Raw genomic sequence first — 20470 nt, 5'->3', positions numbered from 1 at the left:
GCTTTTCTAAACACGAACTAGTTTAGTCGTTTTGATCGTGCTTTGGAAGCCTATTTTCGTTATAGGAAGTGTTTCAAAAAGCGTTCAAATTCTGAGAACAGGTCTAACCACTCTCTGGTCAGCAAATTCAAGCCATAACTATTTTAATCACCGCTAAAATATTGACTAAAATTCGACAATAGGCCAGTTACCCTGCCGCAGAAAAAGAAGCAGCAAAAACTATCGTCATAGTTTTTGCTGCTTCTCTTTTATTGCTTGCTAAAAAACCTTTTACCATTAGCTAATCAAAAATAACAATTAATTTTTCATTCGATTAATCTTTATCTTCGTGGCGACGTTTCTTTCCAGCACCTGCTAGGCCAGCAAGTCCAAGCAGGAACGTTCCAATCATAGCCAAGTAACCATTAGCGCTTTCACCTGTTTGGGGTAATTTGTGCTTATCTGTCGTTGCCGACTTCTTCAAGCTGGTTGCGTCTCCGGCCAGCCCAACAACTGGTTTTGCCGTTGACTTAAACGCTGTTTGTACAGTGGTTGCCTGTTCATTGGATTGTTGTCCTTCACCAGGCGTAGTTGTCGTGCTCTTACCTTTATTAGCGTAAGCGTATGTGAGTGAACCGTCCGAATGAACCTTTTCGGTAAATGGACCATCACCGTTGCCTGAATCATGTGTCATGGAAACAACGCCATTTGGTTTGTCATTCGTAACCGTTGTTTTACCAATCGTCGCCGTCTCGCCGGGATGCAATGTGATTGCCGGTAGTGAGTCTTTGCCATTTGGCGTTTCAACAATCGTTTCATCACCAGTATCAACATCGACATGAACGTGCGTATTATCGCCGTCTGGCCAGGTCTTATTAATATCAGTAACTTCACCATCTGGATTCTTCGTTACGGTAGTTGTGCCGCCATCTGGATCCTTAGTAGTGGATAACGTCCCGTTGAAAGTGTAACTAACTGTTTGGTTAAGATGCTGGTCGTTTCCAGAGCGAATTGCGTCAATCTCAGCACTTGCTAATGTGACCGTGGCAACATTGGCCTGACTTGAAATGTAATTTTCAAGTTTTGGACTAGCAACACTAACCAGATTGTTTGTTCCATCGATTACCCAATCAGTAAAGCCAAGTAATTCGCCAGTCTTACTATCAACAATTGCACTTCGTTTGTAGTTTGTCGTCTGCATAACTGTCTGCGGAGTGGCTGGTACGTTAGGATTTTTACTTGCGTTGATCTTGTAAGTAATTGTCCGACTAACTGTCTGATTCAAATCAGCGGCAGTGATTTCTGGCATCTTAGGCCCGTCAGGATTACTTGGATCAACTGGTTGTGTTGGATCAGTTGGGTCAGTTACCTCGATACTATCGTCATTTGTGTAGGTCACTGTTACATTGTCTGCATTAGCCTTGAAGTTTGTGACTTCATCATTAGTTAACGTAACGGCTGGGGCACTCTTGTCGGCAGTATAGCCAAGCACTTTTGGACTAGTAACGGCTGTAAAACCATCATTTGTGTTGTTTCCATCGTTACTTGTTGCTACGGTCCAGTCACTATAACCAAATAGTTCACCGGTCTTACCATCAACAATTGCTGTCCGGGTGTAACTTGCAGTTTGCGTAACCGTCTTTGGTGTCGCATCGCCGGCACCTTGATAAGTGATTGTCCGACTGACTGTCTTATTCAAATCACTTTCACTGACACCTGCTGGATATTTTGGTCCATCAGGATTATTTGGATCAATTGGATCAGTTGGGTCTTTGGGATCAGTTGGTTTAACAATAACGCCACCATCACTGGTGTAAGTCACCGTAATATCTGCTGAAGCGGCCTTGAAGCCTGTAATATCGGCATCGGTTAATTCAGTCGCACCGACCGTTTTATCTGCCATGTAGCCTGATACAGTCGGATTTTTAACGGCAGTAAAACCGTCATTAGTATCGTCTTGATCACTATTAGCAGTTAGTTTCCAGTCGCTGTAGCCTAGTAGTTCACCAGTCTTGGCATCAACAATTGCTGTTCGGGTATACTTACCAGTTTGGCTAACTGTCTTTGGCGTTGTTACTGCTGGTAAAGCCGGATCAGTGATGACCTTATAGGTAATGGTTCGACTGACTGTCTTGTTCAAATCATTTTCGTCCACACCTGCTGGGTACTTTGGCCCCTCAGGATCAGTTGGATCAATTGGATCGGTTGGGTCTTTGGGATCAGTTGGCTCAACCGTGACGCCACCATTACTGGTGTAATTAACCGTGATATCTTTTGACGTAGCCTTGAAATCAGTGATATCGGCATCGGCCAAGTCAACCGCAGCAACCGTCTTATCAGCCGTATAACCTGGTACTGCCGGGTTCTTAACTGCGATCAAACCATCATTGGTATCGTCTTTATCATTGTTAGTCGTTAATTTCCAATCGCTGTAACCTAATAACTCACCTGTTTTACCATCAACAATTGCCGTTCGTGTATATTTACCAGTTTGGGTAACTGTCTTTGGTGTTGTTACAGCGGGTAAGGCCGGATCAGTAGCAACCTTGTACGTAATCGTCCGACTAACCGTCTTGTTTAGATCACTTTCATCCACACCTGCTGGGTATTTTGGCCCTTCAGGATCAGTTGGATCAATTGGATCGGTTGGGTTCTTTGGATCAGTTGGTTCAACAGTCGTTCCGCCGTTACTGTTGTAATTAATGGTGAGGTCAGCTGAGCCGTCCTTAAAGTTAGTAATTGTATCACCGGCCAATTTGGCATCAGCAACTGTCTTATCAGCCGTATAACCTGGTACGGCTGGGTTCTTAATGGCGATCAAGCCATCATTAGTATCGTCTTTATCGTTGTTAGTCGTTAATTTCCAGTCGCTGTAACCTAATAACTCGCCAGTCTTAGTGTCAACAATTGCCGTCCGGGTGTACTTACCAGTTTGCGTAACTACTTTCGGCGTTGTTACTGCTGGTAAAGCCGGATCAGTGGCAACTTTATAAGTGATGGTGCGACTGACTGTTTTGTTCAAATCATTTTCGTCTACACCTGCCGGGTACTTTGGCCCTTCAGGATCAGTTGGATCAACTGGATCGGTTGGGTCTTTGGGATCTGTTGGTTCAACAGTTGTCCCACCATCACTAGTGTAAGTTACTTTAAGATTAGCAGAATCGATCTTAAAGCCATCTACTTCGTCATTATCTAATTTGACTGCGGCGGCATTTTGATCGGCTGTATAACCTGGCACGTGCGGGCTAACAACGGCAGTAAAACCATCATTGGCATCGTTCTTATCGCTATTAGCACTTAATGTCCAGTCACCGTAACCTAATAATTCACCAGTCTTCGCATCAACAATTGCCGTCCGGGTATACTTGCCGGTTTGGGTAACCGTCTTTGGCGTTGTTACATCGGGTAGGGTTGGATCTTTAACCACGTTATACGTGATCGTCCGACTAACCGTCTTGTTCAGATCACTTTCGTCCACCCCTGTTGGGTACTTTGGCCCCTCCGGATCAGTTGGATCAATTGGATCGGTTGGGTCTTTGGGATCAGTTGGTTCAACGGTTGTTCCACCATTGCTGGTGTAAGTGACTTTGATATTAGCTGTATCAGCCTTAAAACCATCTACTTCGTCATTGCCTAATTTGACTGCTGCAGCGTCTTGATCGGCCGTATAGCCTAGTACGTGGGGGCTGGTAACAGCAGTAAAGCCATCATTCGTCTCATCAGCGTCAGCGTTAGCGCTCAATGTCCAGTCACCATAACGTAAGAATTCGCCAGTTTTGGCGTCTACGATTGCTGTTCGCGTATAAGCGCCAGTTTGAGTAACCGTTTTTGGTGTTGTTACTTTTGGTAAAGTTGGATCAGTGACCACGTTATACGTGATCGTCCGACTAACCGTCTTGTTTAGATCACTTTCATCCACACCGGCTGGGTACTTTGGCCCCTCCGGATCAGTTGGATCAATTGGATCGGTTGGGTCCTTAGGATCTGTCGGGTCAACCGTAACCGTTTCATCCTCCGTGTAATTAACTGTAATGGTTGTATTTTCCGGTGTTTCACCTTTAGCCAATATAACTGCAGCAGGATTAACCGTTGCAACGGTTGCTTGATCAGGTGTGTAGCCCAAAACTTTAGGACTAGTAATGGCGCCATAATTACCTTGTGGTGTCCATGATACTTCACCAGTTGTTTCGTTGGTAACTAGTTTATATTCAACCGTTTGCGCTTTATCAGGAGGAGTAGCGTCACCAGCACCTGTGTAATGAATCGTTTGGGTTACTTTGACGGTCTCTTTATTTTGAACGATACTATCCGCACTTAATTCAACGGTTCGGACAACATTAAAAATTTCTTCAGTTTCTTTACCCAAATACTCGTTATCATCGTCCCCGCCCGATGGATTATTATCTGCCGGAACAGTTGAACGCTCATTACCAAAGGAAGCACCAGTAATATCCGGATTAGCTTCGGCCGTGGCCTTGTCATTAATCGTGGTTCCGGTAACTGCTCCGTGGTAACCTGGTTTAGTGGTCGTTGGCGTGTATGCAGTAAAGACGGTTGCATCATCGGCTGAAGTCCCACTTGCGTCCGTGGTCCAATTAGTATAAACCACATTACCGTCATCATCCAAGTGTGCCGTTCGGTAAATATTCACCGTTGGTTGGGTTTCGTCGGCTGGCACTTTACCAGTGACGCCTTCACCATTAACATAAGTGATTTTTTCGTTGGCAGTCCCCTGGAGGTAAGTTACCCCAGTACCGGTAACATCGCCGGGATTATCTGGCGTATAAATGATCGCAGTAACGTGAATTGCAATATTATCAGTAGCATCATCGGTGAGATTAATAGTGACAGTTTGTCCATCGGTATAGTTAGGATCATCAATTTTAAAACCTTCAGGTGCCGTCACAACGTATGTTTTAGCATCGCCTACAACACCTAGTATTGGTTGAACATCATTAACTACCTTACCAGTAGCGTTGTTAACGTAGCTGACGTTGGCCATGGCCGTATCATTGGCCGCTAAATAATTGAACATATTGTCGTAATCGACAACATCCAGCGTGTATGATGAATACTGGTTTGCTCGCGCATCGGCTTGACTATCATTATAGTCAGTCGTTTGCCCAATATTAGGTGTGTACCAGTTCTTCGTATCATTCATTGAAACCGGACTTGTCCACATAAAGGTACCGTCATTAGCAGCCGTTTGAACCCATTTAGAGGAGTATGAGCCATCCGGGTACTGGGTATAGACGATTTCATAACTCTTTTTAGAGTTGGGATCATTTGTGTAATCCGCAATTGCTTTAAGAACTGCTTGATATTCAGCATCGTAAACTGATTTAATCAGGCTATTAGTGTCAGTCAAACTACCAGAATAGTCGGCGTACTCATTACCGTTCTTATCAATGATAACGGCAGCGTTACCCGTATTGGCCTTGGTCAGTAAATAAGCGCTGGCGTCTTCTGCCTGCCCATTAATGGCCGCATCAAATGCCGCCTTCTTAATCGATTCAGTACTATTGTTTAAATACTGCTGCGTTGTTTGGTAGAAACCATCGTGTGATAATTTGGTTGTATCTTCTTTTTTAGCATCATTATCAAACGAGAGCTTACCACTGGTTGTTGTTTTATCTGATGTTGCAAGAGCTGAACCTGTTCCAGTAATATCACCTTGACCCAAAAGATCATAGAGGTAGTCATTTTCGCCATCAATCGAGGCAATATAGTCGGCTCTTTCAATGACACTGCGGATTGCGGTGTAAATATTAGTGACGTACTGGGAGAAAATTTCTTGAGGGAATTTGATATCCCCAATGGCACCATAGAGACCACCATTTGGTCCGTATTTAAAACCATTCATAATCGTATAAGTGATATCAGCAAAGGTAGTCCCATCATTCAAGAATTGCACATCAAAATCATTTTGGCCGCCTAATGAAACTGGATTACCCATGATCGCTTTTTCCAAATAAGATTGGATCATGGGTTGGAATAACGGAATATAAGCATTCCAAACGTGAACCACATCGTTTAATGACTGTTGAATCGCAGCCCGTGGATCATTACGGGTGTCACCATTATCAGCAACATAATTTGGTGAAGTTGGGTCATTGACAGTTACCATCGCATCAGTGGCCGCCTGTTGGTACATAGCATAGACGGCCTTATTAGCCCTATCAAACGCATTAGTTGTAGTCCCATAGACATCTAAAGGCATATTGGAACCGGACTTAGCATCGCTATCATAAGCAATTGAATTCGCGTAAGTATTAGCGTCTTTTTTCAGGTTCGTGGCCAAAGCAGTATAAAACGCATCAGTCACTTTCGCCCATTGCTTAATAAAGGTTTGATAACCGGCCTGATAATTTAGATCGCCGCCGTTAGTTTTAGTATTCTTACTCCCGGAATCGATCCACCAAGCACTAGGGTTCGTGATATCAATGCCGTAAGGAGTATCCATCGGGGCATAGTCAGAGATATTAACGTTATCTACATTTTGATGAAAGATATTAGTTGCACCTGCATCGCTTGGCACTTCGTAATGAATATCCTTGTCGGTATCAACACCATTAGCAATCCGACCGACTTCATAGACTTTACCTAACCCATAAAGTTGGCTGTATAGTGTATAGCTAACGGCAACTTGGCCAATTAGGTTGGCAACATTTCCAATAGACGCTACCCCTTTATTGTTCTGTAAATCCCAACCAGCCTGCATATAACCATCTTTGTACATTTGGCTGTCAGGATCTGCTACTGCGGCAGCGGCAACTGCAGTAACGGTTACTGGTTGATTAGTTTTTTCGCTTGTGGCCTTAGCACTGGCCTTGGCCGCATCGATTTCTTTACTAGTTGGATTCACTAAATTAGTTGCTGCAGAACTTGTCCCAGCTGAGCTAGCAACCGTTGCAGCAGTAGCGGCCGAACTTACGGCCGTTGAATTATTGGTCGCCGGATTGGCAGTAACGGCTGCTACTGAACTTGGGGCCACAGAACTGACTGGTACAGTACTACTAGCTGCACTAGAACTCGCGGGTGTCATACTTGTGGCCGCGGAACTCACTGCAGTCTTAATTGCGTTGGCACTTGCTGGTGCAACACTGGCGGCGGTAGCACTTTGGGCAGTTGCTTCAGCAGCACGAGAATCTTTAGCAGCCACACTAGTTGCTGCAGAACTTGCTACTGGTTTGCTTTCGGTGACCGAGCTTGAATTAGCAGCCACTTCGGAAGTTGCACCGCTAGTAGCGGCCACTGAATTAGAAACCGCACCACTACTAGTTGCGGTCACATTAGTGGTTGCAGCAGTAACTTCGGCGGCCTTAGCATCAGTTGTTTGAGCAACTGCCCCAATTCCTAATGAAAGCATAGCTAAGCTGGCAAAAACCCAATGTTTGCCGGCCTTGTACATTTTATAGTGTTCATCGACTTTATTTGCGCGTCCAAATCTATTATTTTTACCCATAGACCCTAACTCCTCCTTATAAAAACGTAAAACAAGTAATGTTACTTCCCCATTTTTCAGCAATTCAACAAATTTGGTTTTGCTGAAGAAACCGCTTCCTCCTATAAATTAAGTCTATAAGGTAAAGAATTTATACTCAACGTCTCTTCAGACCAAAATGTTTGCCCGAAAGGGAAAGTTAAAAAACATTAAACTATTATATTTTTATTGGAGAGATTAATTTAAGCTTTATTTTTATGGATAATCAATGTATACAATTATTATTCTTTATAATTGGAAATTTAAAACCAGAAAAATAAAAAAGCTGTGGCAAATTTTACTTTTACCACAACTTCTGTCGATGACTCAATTTTTTATTCACATTCAAAAACTACGCTAGCTAAATACGTTAGAGTCTAATTAGTTCAAGTTGCATTGCCTTTGCAACAGCTCCCGCCCGACTAGTTACTCCCAATTTATTATAAATATTGGTTAAATAGCCCTTAATCGTTCTTTCGCTAAAATGAAGTTCTTGCGCAATCTCAAAATTATGTTCACCTTTAGCAACTTTTGTAAGAATATCTAAATCTTCATTAGATAATGAATACCCCAAGCTTCGTGAATCAACCGCATTTCTTAATAAGTCTGGTGATACAATTAGTTTACCATTCATCGTATCCTGAATCGTTTGAAAAATTGTCTGCGACGAGGCGTATTTCAGTAAAAAGCTATCAGCTTTCAGGGCCATCGCTTCATTAAATACCTTAACGTCATCATAAGTCGTCAGAATGCAAACCTTTATTTTTGGAAACTGTCGCTTAACGCGCTCAAGTGTTGAAATACCATCTAGTACCGGCATCCTAACATCTAATAGCATAATATCAACTGCAACTGTGTTCAATTTTTGCAATGCAAGTTGGCCGTTTTCCGCTTCAGCAACAATTTTGAACTTTGAGTTACCAGCAAATACTGCCTTTAATCCTTCTCTAAAAACTGGATGATTGTCAACGATCATTATTCTTATCATATTGGTCTCCTCCAAGTGGAATATCAATTACGATAGTGGTTCCCTCGCCCTTAACCGATTTAATCGCAAACTGTCCTTTTATCGCTCTGACCCGTTCAGCTATATTTTCCAAGCCAAAGTTCAGATCACTTTTGGTGACGTTCTTTACATCAAAGCCGTTTCCAAAATCAATTATCTTCAACCGATAATTTTCTTTGCCGCGCTCCCCAAAAACGACGGCATTATTCACACCGGCGTGTTTGGCCACATTAATTAAACATTCATGAATAACCATCTCAAGCTGCGAAAATACATCCCGAGAAAATTCTGGTTCATCCTTAATTGTACTTTTGACATCTAATTGGTAATTTTTCTTAAAAGAATTACTTAAAATATTAATTCTGGTTTTCAAACTTAACTCTTGATTAACCCTCAAGTCCTTAACAATTGCACGTGAGTCAACAACCATTTTACGTGAGCGCGCAATAACGTGTTCAATCTCCGCCAAACTTTTTTCACACGCCTCACCGTTTCGCATTGCGTTAGCAGTGGCCTCTAAAGTCAATAAATTCCCGATGATTTGTTGAATGATTGAATCATGAAAATCACGGGCAATTCGATCTCGTTCGACCTCAACCGTTGTTTGTTCAACTTGATCGTAAACATTTTCTAATTGTTCAAACAATTGCCGGCTTTTTTTCAGTTCAATGAATTGTTTCGTGAACACACTTTGGGTATACAGCGCCGCAAAAATGAGAAACGCTGTCACTTCCAATAAAAGAACTGTGTGCCCAAAACTTGCCATTCTAAGAATATTGTGGAGATACATGGCAGCAAAAATAATGATGACTAACGCCAACGCAATTCTTTGCTCTTTTCCCACTTGAAAATTCCAAATTTCTAGTAAAATAACCGGTGCCATCCCTAGTAAAATGGGCATACAATCCCCAATAAGAAAGTAGGAACCAATCGTCACAATCAATTGTGTAAAAATAACAAGTTCAATTCTAAGTTTGGTTAAATAAGAAAGTAACGCAATTTGAATCAACATACTCACAAAGAATAATCCTAAATAAAACCAGTTACTTATCTTACCTGGAGATAAAACGCCTTCAATTGTTACTGAAATAATGTAAATAACAACAACATAAAGAATGGCTGTCCCCTTAGTTTTGTTGAACATTTCAATCTTTGTCTTTTTTAGTTCAAATTCTTTCATATTTTGACCACCTAATTAACCATTATTCAGATACTCCTTATTGTTATTATACAATAGTATTTAAGTAGACCGTGTTAACCACAAAAATAATTAGGCCGTAATCCCACCAAAAAAGAAGTGTCCCAAAAGTCGGTTTTGGGTTCACTGCGTAACGTAAGCTAATCCAATAACCGTACTATAGTTGTTGGATTAGCTTTAGTTAGGCACATGAACTCAGACTTTTGACGCACATTCTAGCGTAATATTCGGAAACAATAAAAGGCCAGGGCAAAAGCCCCAGCCTCTTTTATATTTTTCTTTGCAGTCTAAAAGATTTAACACCAACAATAAATAAGGTTGCCATCTATTCATAAGTTCGATTTATTTTATGATTATTCGGGTACAAGGAGAAGCGTTCCGAACGATAAGTGTAGCCCTTAGTGCCCAGATTGTTTAATTGAACGTTAAAGACCTGCTGATTGGTCTTTTTATTGACCTCAATAATGTCACTTCGGTCACCACCATTAAGAAAGCCAAAGCAGAGCAGCCGATTGGTGGCACTTAGATAACGGTCGGAACCAATAATTTGACTGAAATTTTGTTTGCCTAATGACTTGCCGTACGACCAGGTCTGCCGAATTGTCTTTGTCTTCTCGTTAATGGCGTATTGCACGCCTTCAGAATACTTTTCACTCGTTTTCTTCGGTCCGTTGGTAATCGCAATATTATTGTTAAAAATAATCAGATCTTTCAACTGTTGGTTATTTTGGTCGGGTAACAGGATAGCCGCGTGCTGCCCGCCAGGATAGGTAATCTTTCCTTTTACCGTTAACACTTTGTTACGGTAACTTACTGGCCAACTGGACTTTTTCTTACCGGAAAACAGCCACTTGATCCGATTAGTCTTATAGTTCATTTTCAGCACTAAATCCTGGTGGCGACTAGAAATTACTAGGCTATTATCCGATTTATCGTAGTACAGCGAGTTCATGTGCAGCCAATCAACTTTACCATTGTTTCGTTTTTCTGAAGTAAACTTGCGCCACATTTTGGCGGGTAAAATCTTCTTCATGTCAATCACTTTCGTAATTTTACCCGTCTTATGCGATACCTGAACGATGGTGTCTTCGATGTATTTGCTACCGCCGTCAGAAACCGTCATTAACAAGTCACGATTCGGCAGTTCAATCGCATCATGGTGAACCACGGTGACATCATCATCCAGATTTTCACTATTAGAGCTCTTGGCCTCACTGGAAAAATGATATTCCTTATAAACGCGCCCAATAAAGTCTGTCTCCAGCATTTCATTGTAAACTTTGGCCGAATTATTCTTCTTAGCGAGGTACATTAGATGCCCGTTTTGTAGCTCCTTGAAAACATGCTGCGAATAGTTTGTCGAATACCAACGAATGTTACCATCAGCATCGATTCCAAATGGTTGTTTAGTTGTCCGAACGATGAAGGTTAATTTATCTTGGCCGATGACCATCTTCTGTTTATTCGCCGTTTTAACGTTAATTTTGATCGCCGCTAAGGCCGCCGGTAATTTGGCTGTTTTAAGCCGCAATGTTTTGTGGGTTATTTGACCGTTTTTCTGTTTAAGCGTTACTACGACGGTATTATTGTAATCAGCGTACAAACCCAGAATCGATAATTGATGCTTGTGTTGGTAACCTGAATAAGTTGTTTTAATCGATGTCTTTGCCGATTTGCCAACGACGCGCAAGCTTACCTGACTAGCAGTCTTGGTCTGAAACTCAACCAAAGCAGTTAGTGGTGACGTCTGATAAGGATTTATCTTAACATACATGTTATTTTCGGTGTAGTTACCAGAATTTAATTTTTGTTGGTATTTCTTAGTTGCCTGGGCCTGCCTTTTTTGACGGGTTGTGATCAGACTACTATTTAAATTAGCACTGATCTTTTTTGCCGAAATAGTACCTGCATAACGTTGCTGGTGCCAGCTAATCCCCAATATCACTAAAACAACCACTAAAATAAGCGCGCTTATAAAACCAACCCGATGTCGTTTCACTATCTCCAAACCTCCACAAACTATTTTTCAAACATAAAAACTACCGTTGCAATTAATTTTAAACTAGTTTTAGTGTTAATGAGTGAAATCTTTTCTTTTTTTCGCAAATTCGCTCAGCAAAAATTGCACTGGCCTGATGGCGATCAAATAAAGCAGATTAAAATTAACTACGCTTTTCTACCTAGCCCCACTTTTGACTGGATTCGGTATAATTTGGATAATGCTGCACCTGCCGAAAACCAGTTGTTTCCGCGACAACGTACAGCGGTCGCTTTCGTGAAGAGACAAAGATCCGGTAAAGGTACGTGCTCACCAGGCCGATACTTAACAAAATTAGGCTAGTTGTTAAAAGTAGCGTGGCCAACAATAAATCACTTTCACCAGCAGTGCCGCTAACAACAATGTGAATAAAAGCCACAACACTCAGTAAAAATAAACCAGCACCGGCCCAAACGGAAAATTGTAGCGGCAGCCCCGAAAAGGACGTTAATCCGTCAATCGCCAAACCAAACATCTTATTCAAAGGATATTTCGATTGACCTGCAATTCGTTCATGCCGTTCGTAAGTGACCGCTGTTTGCTTGAAACCAACCCAGGAAACTAGACCACGAACAAAGGGTCCCGGCTCATCCAATTTGGCTAAAACTGTTACCACTCGTCGATCCATTAGGCGAAAATCGCCAGTATCAAGGGGAATGTCAAGCGGTGTCGCCCGTTTTAACACCCGGTAAAAAAGTTTGGCCGTCAATTTTTTAAACCAAGTCTCACCATCGCGGCCGAGACGCTGCCCGTAAACAACTTGATTACCGGCGCGCCAACATTTAATCATCGCTGGAATCACTTCCGGTGGATCCTGAAGATCGGCGTCCATCACCACAACGGCATCCCCAGTAGCATAGCGAATGCCCGCCGTAATCGCTAATTGATGGCCAAAATTTCGCGAAAATTGAACTAAACGAATCGCATCATCATTCAGGCGCGCCTGCTTAATCAACTGTGCACTGGCATCAACTGAGCCATCATCCACGAAAATCATTTCGTAAGCTTCATCCTGATTAGAAATAAATTGCTCCAGTGCCGCAATGGTTGCCAGAATACCGGCTTCTTCATTATAGACTGGCAAAACAATGGAAATTTTTGGTGTTTGGGTTCCAATCATGCTACTTCCTCCTTAACAATAAGGTCTATTTTACGTCGAAAACGTAAAATCTCATTTGCGGCGGATATCCATTCTCCTAGTGCTAACTGCATACACTCGAAACATGGCCCTCCTTAATAATAAGGTCTATTTTACGTCGAAAACGTAAAATCTCATCTGCGGCGGATATCCATTCTCCTAGTGCTCACTACGCACACTCGAAACATGGCCCTCCTTAATAATAAGGTCTATTTTACGTCGAAAACGTAAAATCTCATCTGCGGCGGATATCCATTCTCCTAGTGCTCACTACGCACACTCGAAACATGGCCCTCCTTAATAATAAGGTCTATTTTACGTCGAAAACGTAAAATCTCATCTGCGGCGGATATCCATTCTCCTAGTGCTCACTACGCACACTCGAAACATGGCCCTCCTTAATAATAAGGTCTATTTTACGTCGAAAACGTAAAATCTCATCTGCGGCGGATATCCATTCTCCTAGTGCTAACTGCGCACACTCGAAACATGGCCCTCCTTAATAATAAGGTCTATTTTACGTGAAACTTACCGTAGAATTTTAATATCATTTGAAACACACTCTAGTAAATATCACTTAAATCGTACAAAGTTCCTGATTCTTGACCACCAGGTTGCATTGCCTGTGACTTAGTTCCGCCGCTTGGCATTTTGCCTGCCTTAGTAGTTAGATTAGCAGAGCTACTACCATTACTAGTTTGCGCTCCTTGTGGCCCAGCAACATTGGCACCGCCAGAACCTGTTGGCTTACTAGTTGGCTTGGCCCCCGTAGGTTGACCCTGCATTGACTTGGTGTTTGTTGGCCCTTTTTCAACATTGTTCACTTCGGTAGTTCGTTGACTAGTGTTAGTTGTGCCACCATATTTGCTAGTAGCCACTTTCTTAGCGTGCTTTTTAATCCAGTTAACAATGGCCGTGTTGCCGCTCTTACCAGATGAATAGTAATACTTAAGTTGACCCGTTTTAACTAATTTTTTAAATTGTTTTAGCGTGATAGCGGGATCAGTGCCATTAAAACCGCCCATCGCCATAACGGCCTTGCCAGTTTTAATAATGTACGGCGCCGCAGTTCCAGAATCACTAGTGGCAAAGAGGTACTTCGCCTGACCTTGGTTTTTCTCCAGATAGGCTAACAACTTTTTATTAACCGTACCGGAACCGACACCAGCATTAGCCTGTTGGCCACTGCTTAATAGATCAGGACCAGCCGTCGGAATGCCCGCCGATTCAGCCGCAATCGTTGGCGTTAAGGACCACCAAGTTGGTGCCAGCATGATCGTACAAAGGGCCAGAATAAATGCTGGCCTAGCTAACCCACGACTATGACTAATGATAATAATGATACTAAAAACGGCTAAAGCGATAATTAACCAACTTAGCCAAAGGTAATAATCGGCCACGTACCACGCCTGCAAAAGAGCAGTAACGGCAATGGCAACGGGCAATAACGCAGTTCGCCACAGTCGTTTTTCTTGTTTGGCATCCGCCCACAAAGTTGTGAGACCAATCCCGGCCAAAGCCGCAATCGGTGGCGCCAACATAATCATGTAATACGGATGGAAGAAACTGGCAACCGAGAAGAAACCAAAAACTGGCACTAGCCAACCTAACCAGAGAACCAGTTCCTTTTGCGCTTGACTTAATTGGTACCAACGGCGCTTAGGATCAACAAAATAGCTAAAACTGCTGATGACACCAATTAAGGCAAGTGGTAATAACCAACTAACTTGTCGACCTAACGATTTTTGGAAAACTCGAGTAATCCCTGCTGTGCCAATATCAAAGGCACCACCACCTGCACCGGCTGTGCCACCACCTTGGCCAGTTTTACCACCGGTGACGTTCCCAGCAGCACTTGGTCCGCCAGTCGTACCACTTTGCTGACCACTAGGTACTTTAGGCTTAGCGCCAGTTGGTGTCGTTTGTGTTTTACTACCAGTTGTTACTTTCACTTCTTTAATCGCTTTTTTGGGTGCGTTTGTTTTTTCTTTACTGCCGCTCATTCCAGGAAAAGTACCGCCAGTGCCGGTTGTTTGACCTAATAAACGTTGACTACCATTGTAGCCAAAGGCCAGTTCAAGGACCGAATTGTGTTCTGAACCACCTTCATAAGGTCGATTCTGGGCCGAAGTCAAATCAACTGATAACGGCCAGGCCAATGTAAAAATGGCCAGAACAACAGTCGCAACCGATAAATCAAGAATTTTTTTGGGCCATTTAATTTTGGCCGCCAGCCAATAAAAGACGTACATTGCTGGCAGCACCATGAAGGCTTGCAGCATTTTTACGTTAAAGGCGACCCCGATTAGGGCAAAACTGACAAACAGCCAGCGTTTTTTCCCCGTCTTAGTTGCTTTAACTAAAAAACTAAACGCCAATAACAGGAAAAAGACTAAGGTTGCATCCATGTTATTCGTTCGTGAATCGGCCACCACAATCGGTGTCAACGTCATGATAAGCGCGGTGAAGCGGCCTGCAATTCGACCAAATGTTGGTGTCACCAGCCGATAAAGCAGATAAACCGAACCAACGCCGAACAAAACGGACGGCAATACAACACTCCAGCCATGAACACCAAAAATCTTTGCGCTAATCGCCATAAACCATAATGCAACTGGTGGCTTATCAACAGTGATGTACCCCGCCGGATCAAAACTGGCGTACCAAAAATTTTTCCAACTCTGCGTCATACTCGTAATCGCAGCCGTGTAGAAATCATTGGCCGAGCCAGCTTTCCAAATCTGCCAACCATATAAAAATAGCGCAACTAATAAAATTAAAATTAGAAAAGGATCAAATTTTTTACTAAAGAATCTTTTCTTCTGTTTAGTTTGCATCAGTTAACCACCTACTCCAGTCACTTAATTTAAATTGAGCTTGCTTTAGCGGCCGTATATAGCGGTCGATCATTACCAATCGTTTGATAAGTGCCACCTCCAATATGAATACAGGGTCTAGGTGCTGCCCCAAAAATATTTTTGATTTAGGTTTTCCTAACCAATTTAGCGAGTGTTTGGAAAATACTTTTATTAGTATTTTCCTGACTAATTTGGTGTAAACGTATTTTAAACACTCTTTTAGCTTAGTGGATCAACCATAAATGAAGCTTAAAACTGAGAAGGGTTTGACTAATCACTGATTGGCACGTATTTTAAATAGTAATTGACGGCCCATGTTTTTAGACCTATTTGGTGTATCTATTACGCAATCTGGACCGTGTCTGAAAAAGCAAATTTCTGCTTTTTCAAACACTTCCTAGGCCAATCTAACTAACTTTATTTAAATTAATTTAAAGAGGTGCTAGCTTATTGCAAGCAAATATTTTAATTGTTGAAGATGATACGATCCTAGCAAACGATATTGCCGAAATGATCACACCTTTCGCGAGTTCAACTATTGCCCATGATGGTGAAAATGGCGAATTATTGGGAAAAAACGGTATCTTTGATCTGGCCATTCTCGACTTGATGTTGCCCCAAGAAAATGGCTACGACGTCTTAGGCCATTGGCGAACGGAGCAACACTTGGAATTGCCCATCCTTATTTTGACCGCCAAGGATACACTAACTGATAAGCTACGCGGCTTTAATCTTGGTGCAGATGATTACCTGACAAAGCCCTTTCACCGGGAGGAGTTAATTGCCCGGATCAAGGCACTGCTCAAACGCAGTGGTCTGCTCAGCGATGAAACGTTACTTCAGGTGGCCGACTTTACCATTGACCTTAACCGCCGCACCGTAACCTATAAAAAGCAATCCTTGCAGTTGAATGGTAAAGAATTTGATTTATTGGTGTATTTTGCGCAAAATCCTAACGTTATTATTACAAAGGAACGTATTTTTGATCGTCTTTGGGGATTTGAGTCGGAAACGGCCCTAACTGTTGTCGAAGTTTACATTAGTAATTTACGAAAAAAATTAAAAACTGTCACCGCCGATCAATCAATCAAAACACTACGAAACGTCGGTTATCTATTTGAGGTGAACAAATGAAACAATTAAAAAATTCATTTCAAAAACGCCAGCAGCTAAAGCTATTTGGTACCTTTTTAATTAGTTTTATCCTCCTTTTTTTAGTTTTAGGTGCAATTGTTGGCTTTCTTTTTCAACACTCGATCTACCAAAACGTTAACCAATCACTGCAAATTCAAAAGGAGCAAATTTTAGGTGAAGGGACGCCTAACCGCCATCCGCTTAAACCGCAGCAACGCCAAAAGAATGGCCACCAGCGGCCACCGATTTCCGGTGCGCCCTTTCAAACAAATATTATCGTTTTTAACGCGGCCGGTAAGGTACTCAACCGTGATGTTCTAGGGGCCCGTAACTACCAGCTTTTTAATCAGGTTAAGCTAAACAAGAATCAGCTCAACCAAGTCACTAATTTGGATTTCAACACCAATCAACGAACTGCCAGTCAATTTCGCACGTTACTTCTTAAGGTCAGTGGGAAAAGTAGCCAGCGTGAGTACGCCGGGCACTACGTTTTAATTCTTATCAATACTGACGCAGAGGCCCTAGCAATTCACAGTATTTTTCGATCATTATTCATCACAATGATTATCTTCACGCTACTGGCAACTTTGCTGGCGTTTTGGCTTTCCCGAATTGGTATGCGGCCAATCATCACGGCCTGGCATAAACAACAAGAATTTAGTGCCAACGCGGCCCACGAATTACGCACACCTTTGGCAATTATTCAAAATCAATTAGAATATCTGCTTACAAAACCCCACCAACCAATTCTTGCTGAGGCCGAAAAAATCACCATTTCTTTGAATGAAACTAGCCGAATGAAGGCCCTCACTGAGCAATTACTAACGTTGGCCCGCTCAGACGCGGATGTGCTCCAGCTTAAGCCCAGTCAAGTTGGTTTAAAGACATTGAGTGAACAAGTCACAACGCCCTACTTGGAAATTGCTGCTAGCCAGCACAAAAGTTTGCGTTTAGAAACTCAGGCAACTGCTTTAATTACGGTAGATCCTGATTTAATCAAACAGTTAATTATTATTTTGTTGGATAACGCCGTGAAGTACACGCCGGCTGGTGGCACCATCATCTTCACAACACTAGTTAGCAATGACCATTGGGGAATCAAGGTCAGTGATACTGGCTGTGGCATTCCAGACGGCAGCAAGAAACAAATTTTTGATCGCTTTTACCGTGTCGATTCTGCTCGCAAAAAAGAACAAACGGGTTACGGTCTTGGCCTATCAATCGCCAACTGGATCACCACGCAACACCACGGCAAGATCAATGTGGTAGATAATCATCCCCAAGGTAGTATTTTTAGGCTAACTTTCCCGCGCCGTGTTCACTATCGTTAAGGATTTCCGGCACGTTTTTTCTGAAGCTATTCAAAAATAAAACTAGCGACTACAACAAAAATAAATTTTGTCATAGTCGCTAGTTTTTTATAGAAAAATTTAGTTGGCTGTGTAGCGTTGCAGTCCTTCATAAACCAACTGAGCAACGTGTTGTTGATAGGCCGCCGAACTAATATATTGATAATCCGTGTAATCATTGATGTAGCCCATTTCCAATAAAACGGCCGGCATTTGGCTATCACGAATGACCTGAAAATTACCGTATGCCGTTCCACGATTGGTCAAACCAAGGCCACCAAGTGACTTCGATAACGCTTTGGCAAATGGCTTACTGGCCGCGTGGTAGTAATAGGCCGTGAACCCTGATGCAGTGTTTGCTACCGGGGTTGAATCAAAATGGAAGCTAATGAATAGACTTGCGCCCCGTTTATTGGCCAAAGCTGGTCGACTTGCTAGGGCAACAGTTTGATCGCTATCCCGGGTTAAAATCACCCGAGCGTAGGACGATTTCAATTGTTGTTTCAACGCCAACGCCATTTTTAAAGTGTACCTTTTTTCTTCAGTGTCATTGGTTGCTAGTGCCCCCGAGTCGCTGCCACCGTGTCCAGGGTCAATCACAATTGTTTGTTCGGCCAGCCGATTAGTCGCCGTAGTAGCATTGTAATCACTGTGAATTAGCCACGTCGGTAACCAGCCCGTTCGCCCGTGATAGCGCACCTTATCCCAACCATTTTTCTGCTGTAAATAAGTTACCGTCTTGTTCTTGGTAACCGTCACTACTGCCTTACTAGAATTTGGTGCTTGCCGCATAACTAAGGCCGGAGCAGTTACGGTAATTTTTTGCCGGTGCACAAAATGATCAATGCCTAACCAAATTAGGCCGCAGACCGCCAGCAGAATTAGCAGTCGCAGTAGCTGTAAAATATTAAAATGCTTTTTTTGTCGTTGAGCTCGTCGCAAAAATTGTCACCTTCCGTAATTGACTTAAAGCAGATTAAAGGCGTTAGGTTTCTCATTGATCGCACCCAATATTAGCCGGCCTCAATTTGTAATTTAGTCATATTAGCTAATTTAGAATTCACTAGATCATTTTAATTGACCTACCTAAAACTAACCTTAAAATAACCCAAATAAATTGGGTTGACTCTACTGATTATCGATAATATAGTTTGACTAGTCACTACTTTGTTCAACTTTTAAGGAAGTCTTACGTTTGAAGCAAAATCAACCTTTAAAACTTAATTCACAAATTTCACAGCGTAAGCCGGAAAATGTCGTCCACCTTAATAATCGCTGTCCTTTTTGTGACACCAATAGCTTAACTAATATTTTGGCCAGTGACAATGACCTTATTTGGTTAGAAAATAAATATCGCACATTAGAGAATACTTGGCAAACGGTCATCATTGAATCAGGTAATCACTTCGGCGATATTTCCAATTATTCCCAGGCACACAACCATAAATTATTTGCCTTTATCCTTGCGTGTTGGCAAAAGGCGGAGCAAAATGAAAAATTTAAAAGTATTTTACTCTTTAAGAATCACGGTCCGCTATCTGGTGGTAGTCTAAGCCACCCTCATTTACAATTAGTTGGTCTTGAGCAACAAGATGGCTATTCCGAGATTAATTCAACCAATTTTCAGGGCACGATCATCGCCAAGAATCAATTTATTGAACTCAACATTTCCGCCCAACCAATTATGGGTTCCACTGAATTTAATTTGATCATTAACGCTACTTCGGCTCTCGATTGGCTGGCGGATTACACGCAAGTCATCACCCGCTACATCATCACCACTTATTTTCAAGGTAAATATGATAGTTACAACCTCTTCTTTTACCACCGTGCCCATCAAATTATCTGTAAGGTGGTCCCCCGTTTCATTGTTACGCCCTACTTTGCTGGCTACAAGATTGCGCAGGTGGATGATGAACACCGAAGTGATGAAATTAAGCTTGCGGTACAGGAACTGTTACGGCAACGGGGATTGCTTTGAAATTAAAAAAAGGATGGGAATGGGCCAAAGGAAGGCTACTGGATTAGCTGTAGGCAAGCATGTGAACCCAGACCTTCGGCTCACGTTCTTAGACTAATGCACAGAAATAGTAGGCAACTAGGACCTTTGTCTGAGCCTCGTTCCTAAAACTAAAAATCTCAAATGTAAGCAGTAAATAACTGACCGACTTCAAAAATAATTTAATTCAAGTTATGATTGCCTCATCAAATAATTGGTGAGGTGATTTTTATTGGATAAACCGGATATTGTTCAAATTAAAATGGATCATTCTGGTTCTCAATCGCG

At 42.3% G+C, this 20470-nt stretch carries 10 protein-coding genes; 3 read left to right on the top strand and 7 right to left on the bottom strand.

Annotation, left to right across the window (positions count from 1 at the left end; all coding sequences use genetic code 11):
• Positions 1-313 precede the first annotated feature (313 nt).
• The 6 genes from EKM61_RS07635 to EKM61_RS07610 form a co-directional block, all read right to left on the bottom strand.
• Positions 314-7444, bottom strand: a complete 7131-nt coding sequence (locus tag EKM61_RS07635) for a mucin-binding protein (protein WP_068222592.1) — start codon at positions 7442-7444, stop codon at positions 314-316.
• Positions 7445-7832: 388 nt separating this feature from the next.
• A complete protein-coding gene (locus tag EKM61_RS07630; protein ID WP_082918474.1) occupies positions 7833-8450 on the bottom strand; it encodes a response regulator transcription factor in 618 nt (205 codons plus the stop codon).
• Positions 8428-9648: a sensor histidine kinase gene (locus tag EKM61_RS07625; protein ID WP_068222585.1), complete on the bottom strand. Its 1221-nt coding sequence runs from the start codon at positions 9646-9648 to the stop codon at positions 8428-8430. Before EKM61_RS07625 ends, EKM61_RS07630 begins: the two co-directional genes overlap by 23 nt.
• Positions 9649-9991: 343 nt before the next feature.
• Positions 9992-11665 (bottom strand): aryl-sulfate sulfotransferase, encoded by a 1674-nt coding sequence (locus tag EKM61_RS07620; protein ID WP_068279927.1) that lies wholly within the window; start codon positions 11663-11665, stop codon positions 9992-9994.
• A 181-nt stretch (positions 11666-11846) separates the two neighbouring features.
• Positions 11847-12824 carry a glycosyltransferase family 2 protein gene (locus EKM61_RS07615; RefSeq protein ID WP_068222579.1) on the bottom strand — a complete coding sequence of 326 codons (978 nt, stop codon included), beginning with the start codon at positions 12822-12824 and terminating at the stop codon, positions 11847-11849.
• Positions 12825-13405: 581 nt separating this feature from the next.
• The gene (locus EKM61_RS07610; RefSeq protein WP_068222576.1) at positions 13406-15679 is read right to left on the bottom strand and encodes an ArnT family glycosyltransferase; all 2274 of its coding nucleotides are present in this window, start codon (positions 15677-15679) and stop codon (positions 13406-13408) included.
• Between the two features lie 471 nt (positions 15680-16150).
• Here EKM61_RS07610 and EKM61_RS07605 point away from each other — a divergent pair, with 471 nt between their 5' ends.
• Both EKM61_RS07605 and EKM61_RS07600 read left to right on the top strand, forming a co-directional pair.
• Positions 16151-16834: a response regulator transcription factor gene (locus EKM61_RS07605; RefSeq protein ID WP_068222573.1), complete on the top strand. Its 684-nt coding sequence runs from the start codon at positions 16151-16153 to the stop codon at positions 16832-16834.
• A complete protein-coding gene (locus EKM61_RS07600; protein ID WP_068222569.1) occupies positions 16831-18165 on the top strand; it encodes a sensor histidine kinase in 1335 nt (444 codons plus the stop codon). Before EKM61_RS07605 ends, EKM61_RS07600 begins: the two co-directional genes overlap by 4 nt.
• Positions 18166-18264: 99 nt before the next feature.
• Here EKM61_RS07600 and EKM61_RS07595 read toward each other — a convergent pair whose 3' ends face one another.
• Positions 18265-19125: an N-acetylmuramoyl-L-alanine amidase gene (locus EKM61_RS07595; protein WP_068222566.1), complete on the bottom strand. Its 861-nt coding sequence runs from the start codon at positions 19123-19125 to the stop codon at positions 18265-18267.
• 253 nt (positions 19126-19378) lie between these two features.
• Between EKM61_RS07595 and EKM61_RS07590 the strand changes: the two genes are divergently transcribed.
• Entirely contained in the window at positions 19379-20164 is a 786-nt protein-coding gene (locus EKM61_RS07590) for a DUF4931 domain-containing protein (protein WP_068222563.1), read from the top strand.
• Positions 20165-20470: the final 306 nt, after the last annotated feature.

This window comes from Loigolactobacillus backii (assembly GCF_003946275.1).
Lineage (GTDB): Bacteria > Bacillota > Bacilli > Lactobacillales > Lactobacillaceae > Loigolactobacillus > Loigolactobacillus backii.
This window is presented reverse-complemented; position numbering and strand designations above follow the sequence as displayed.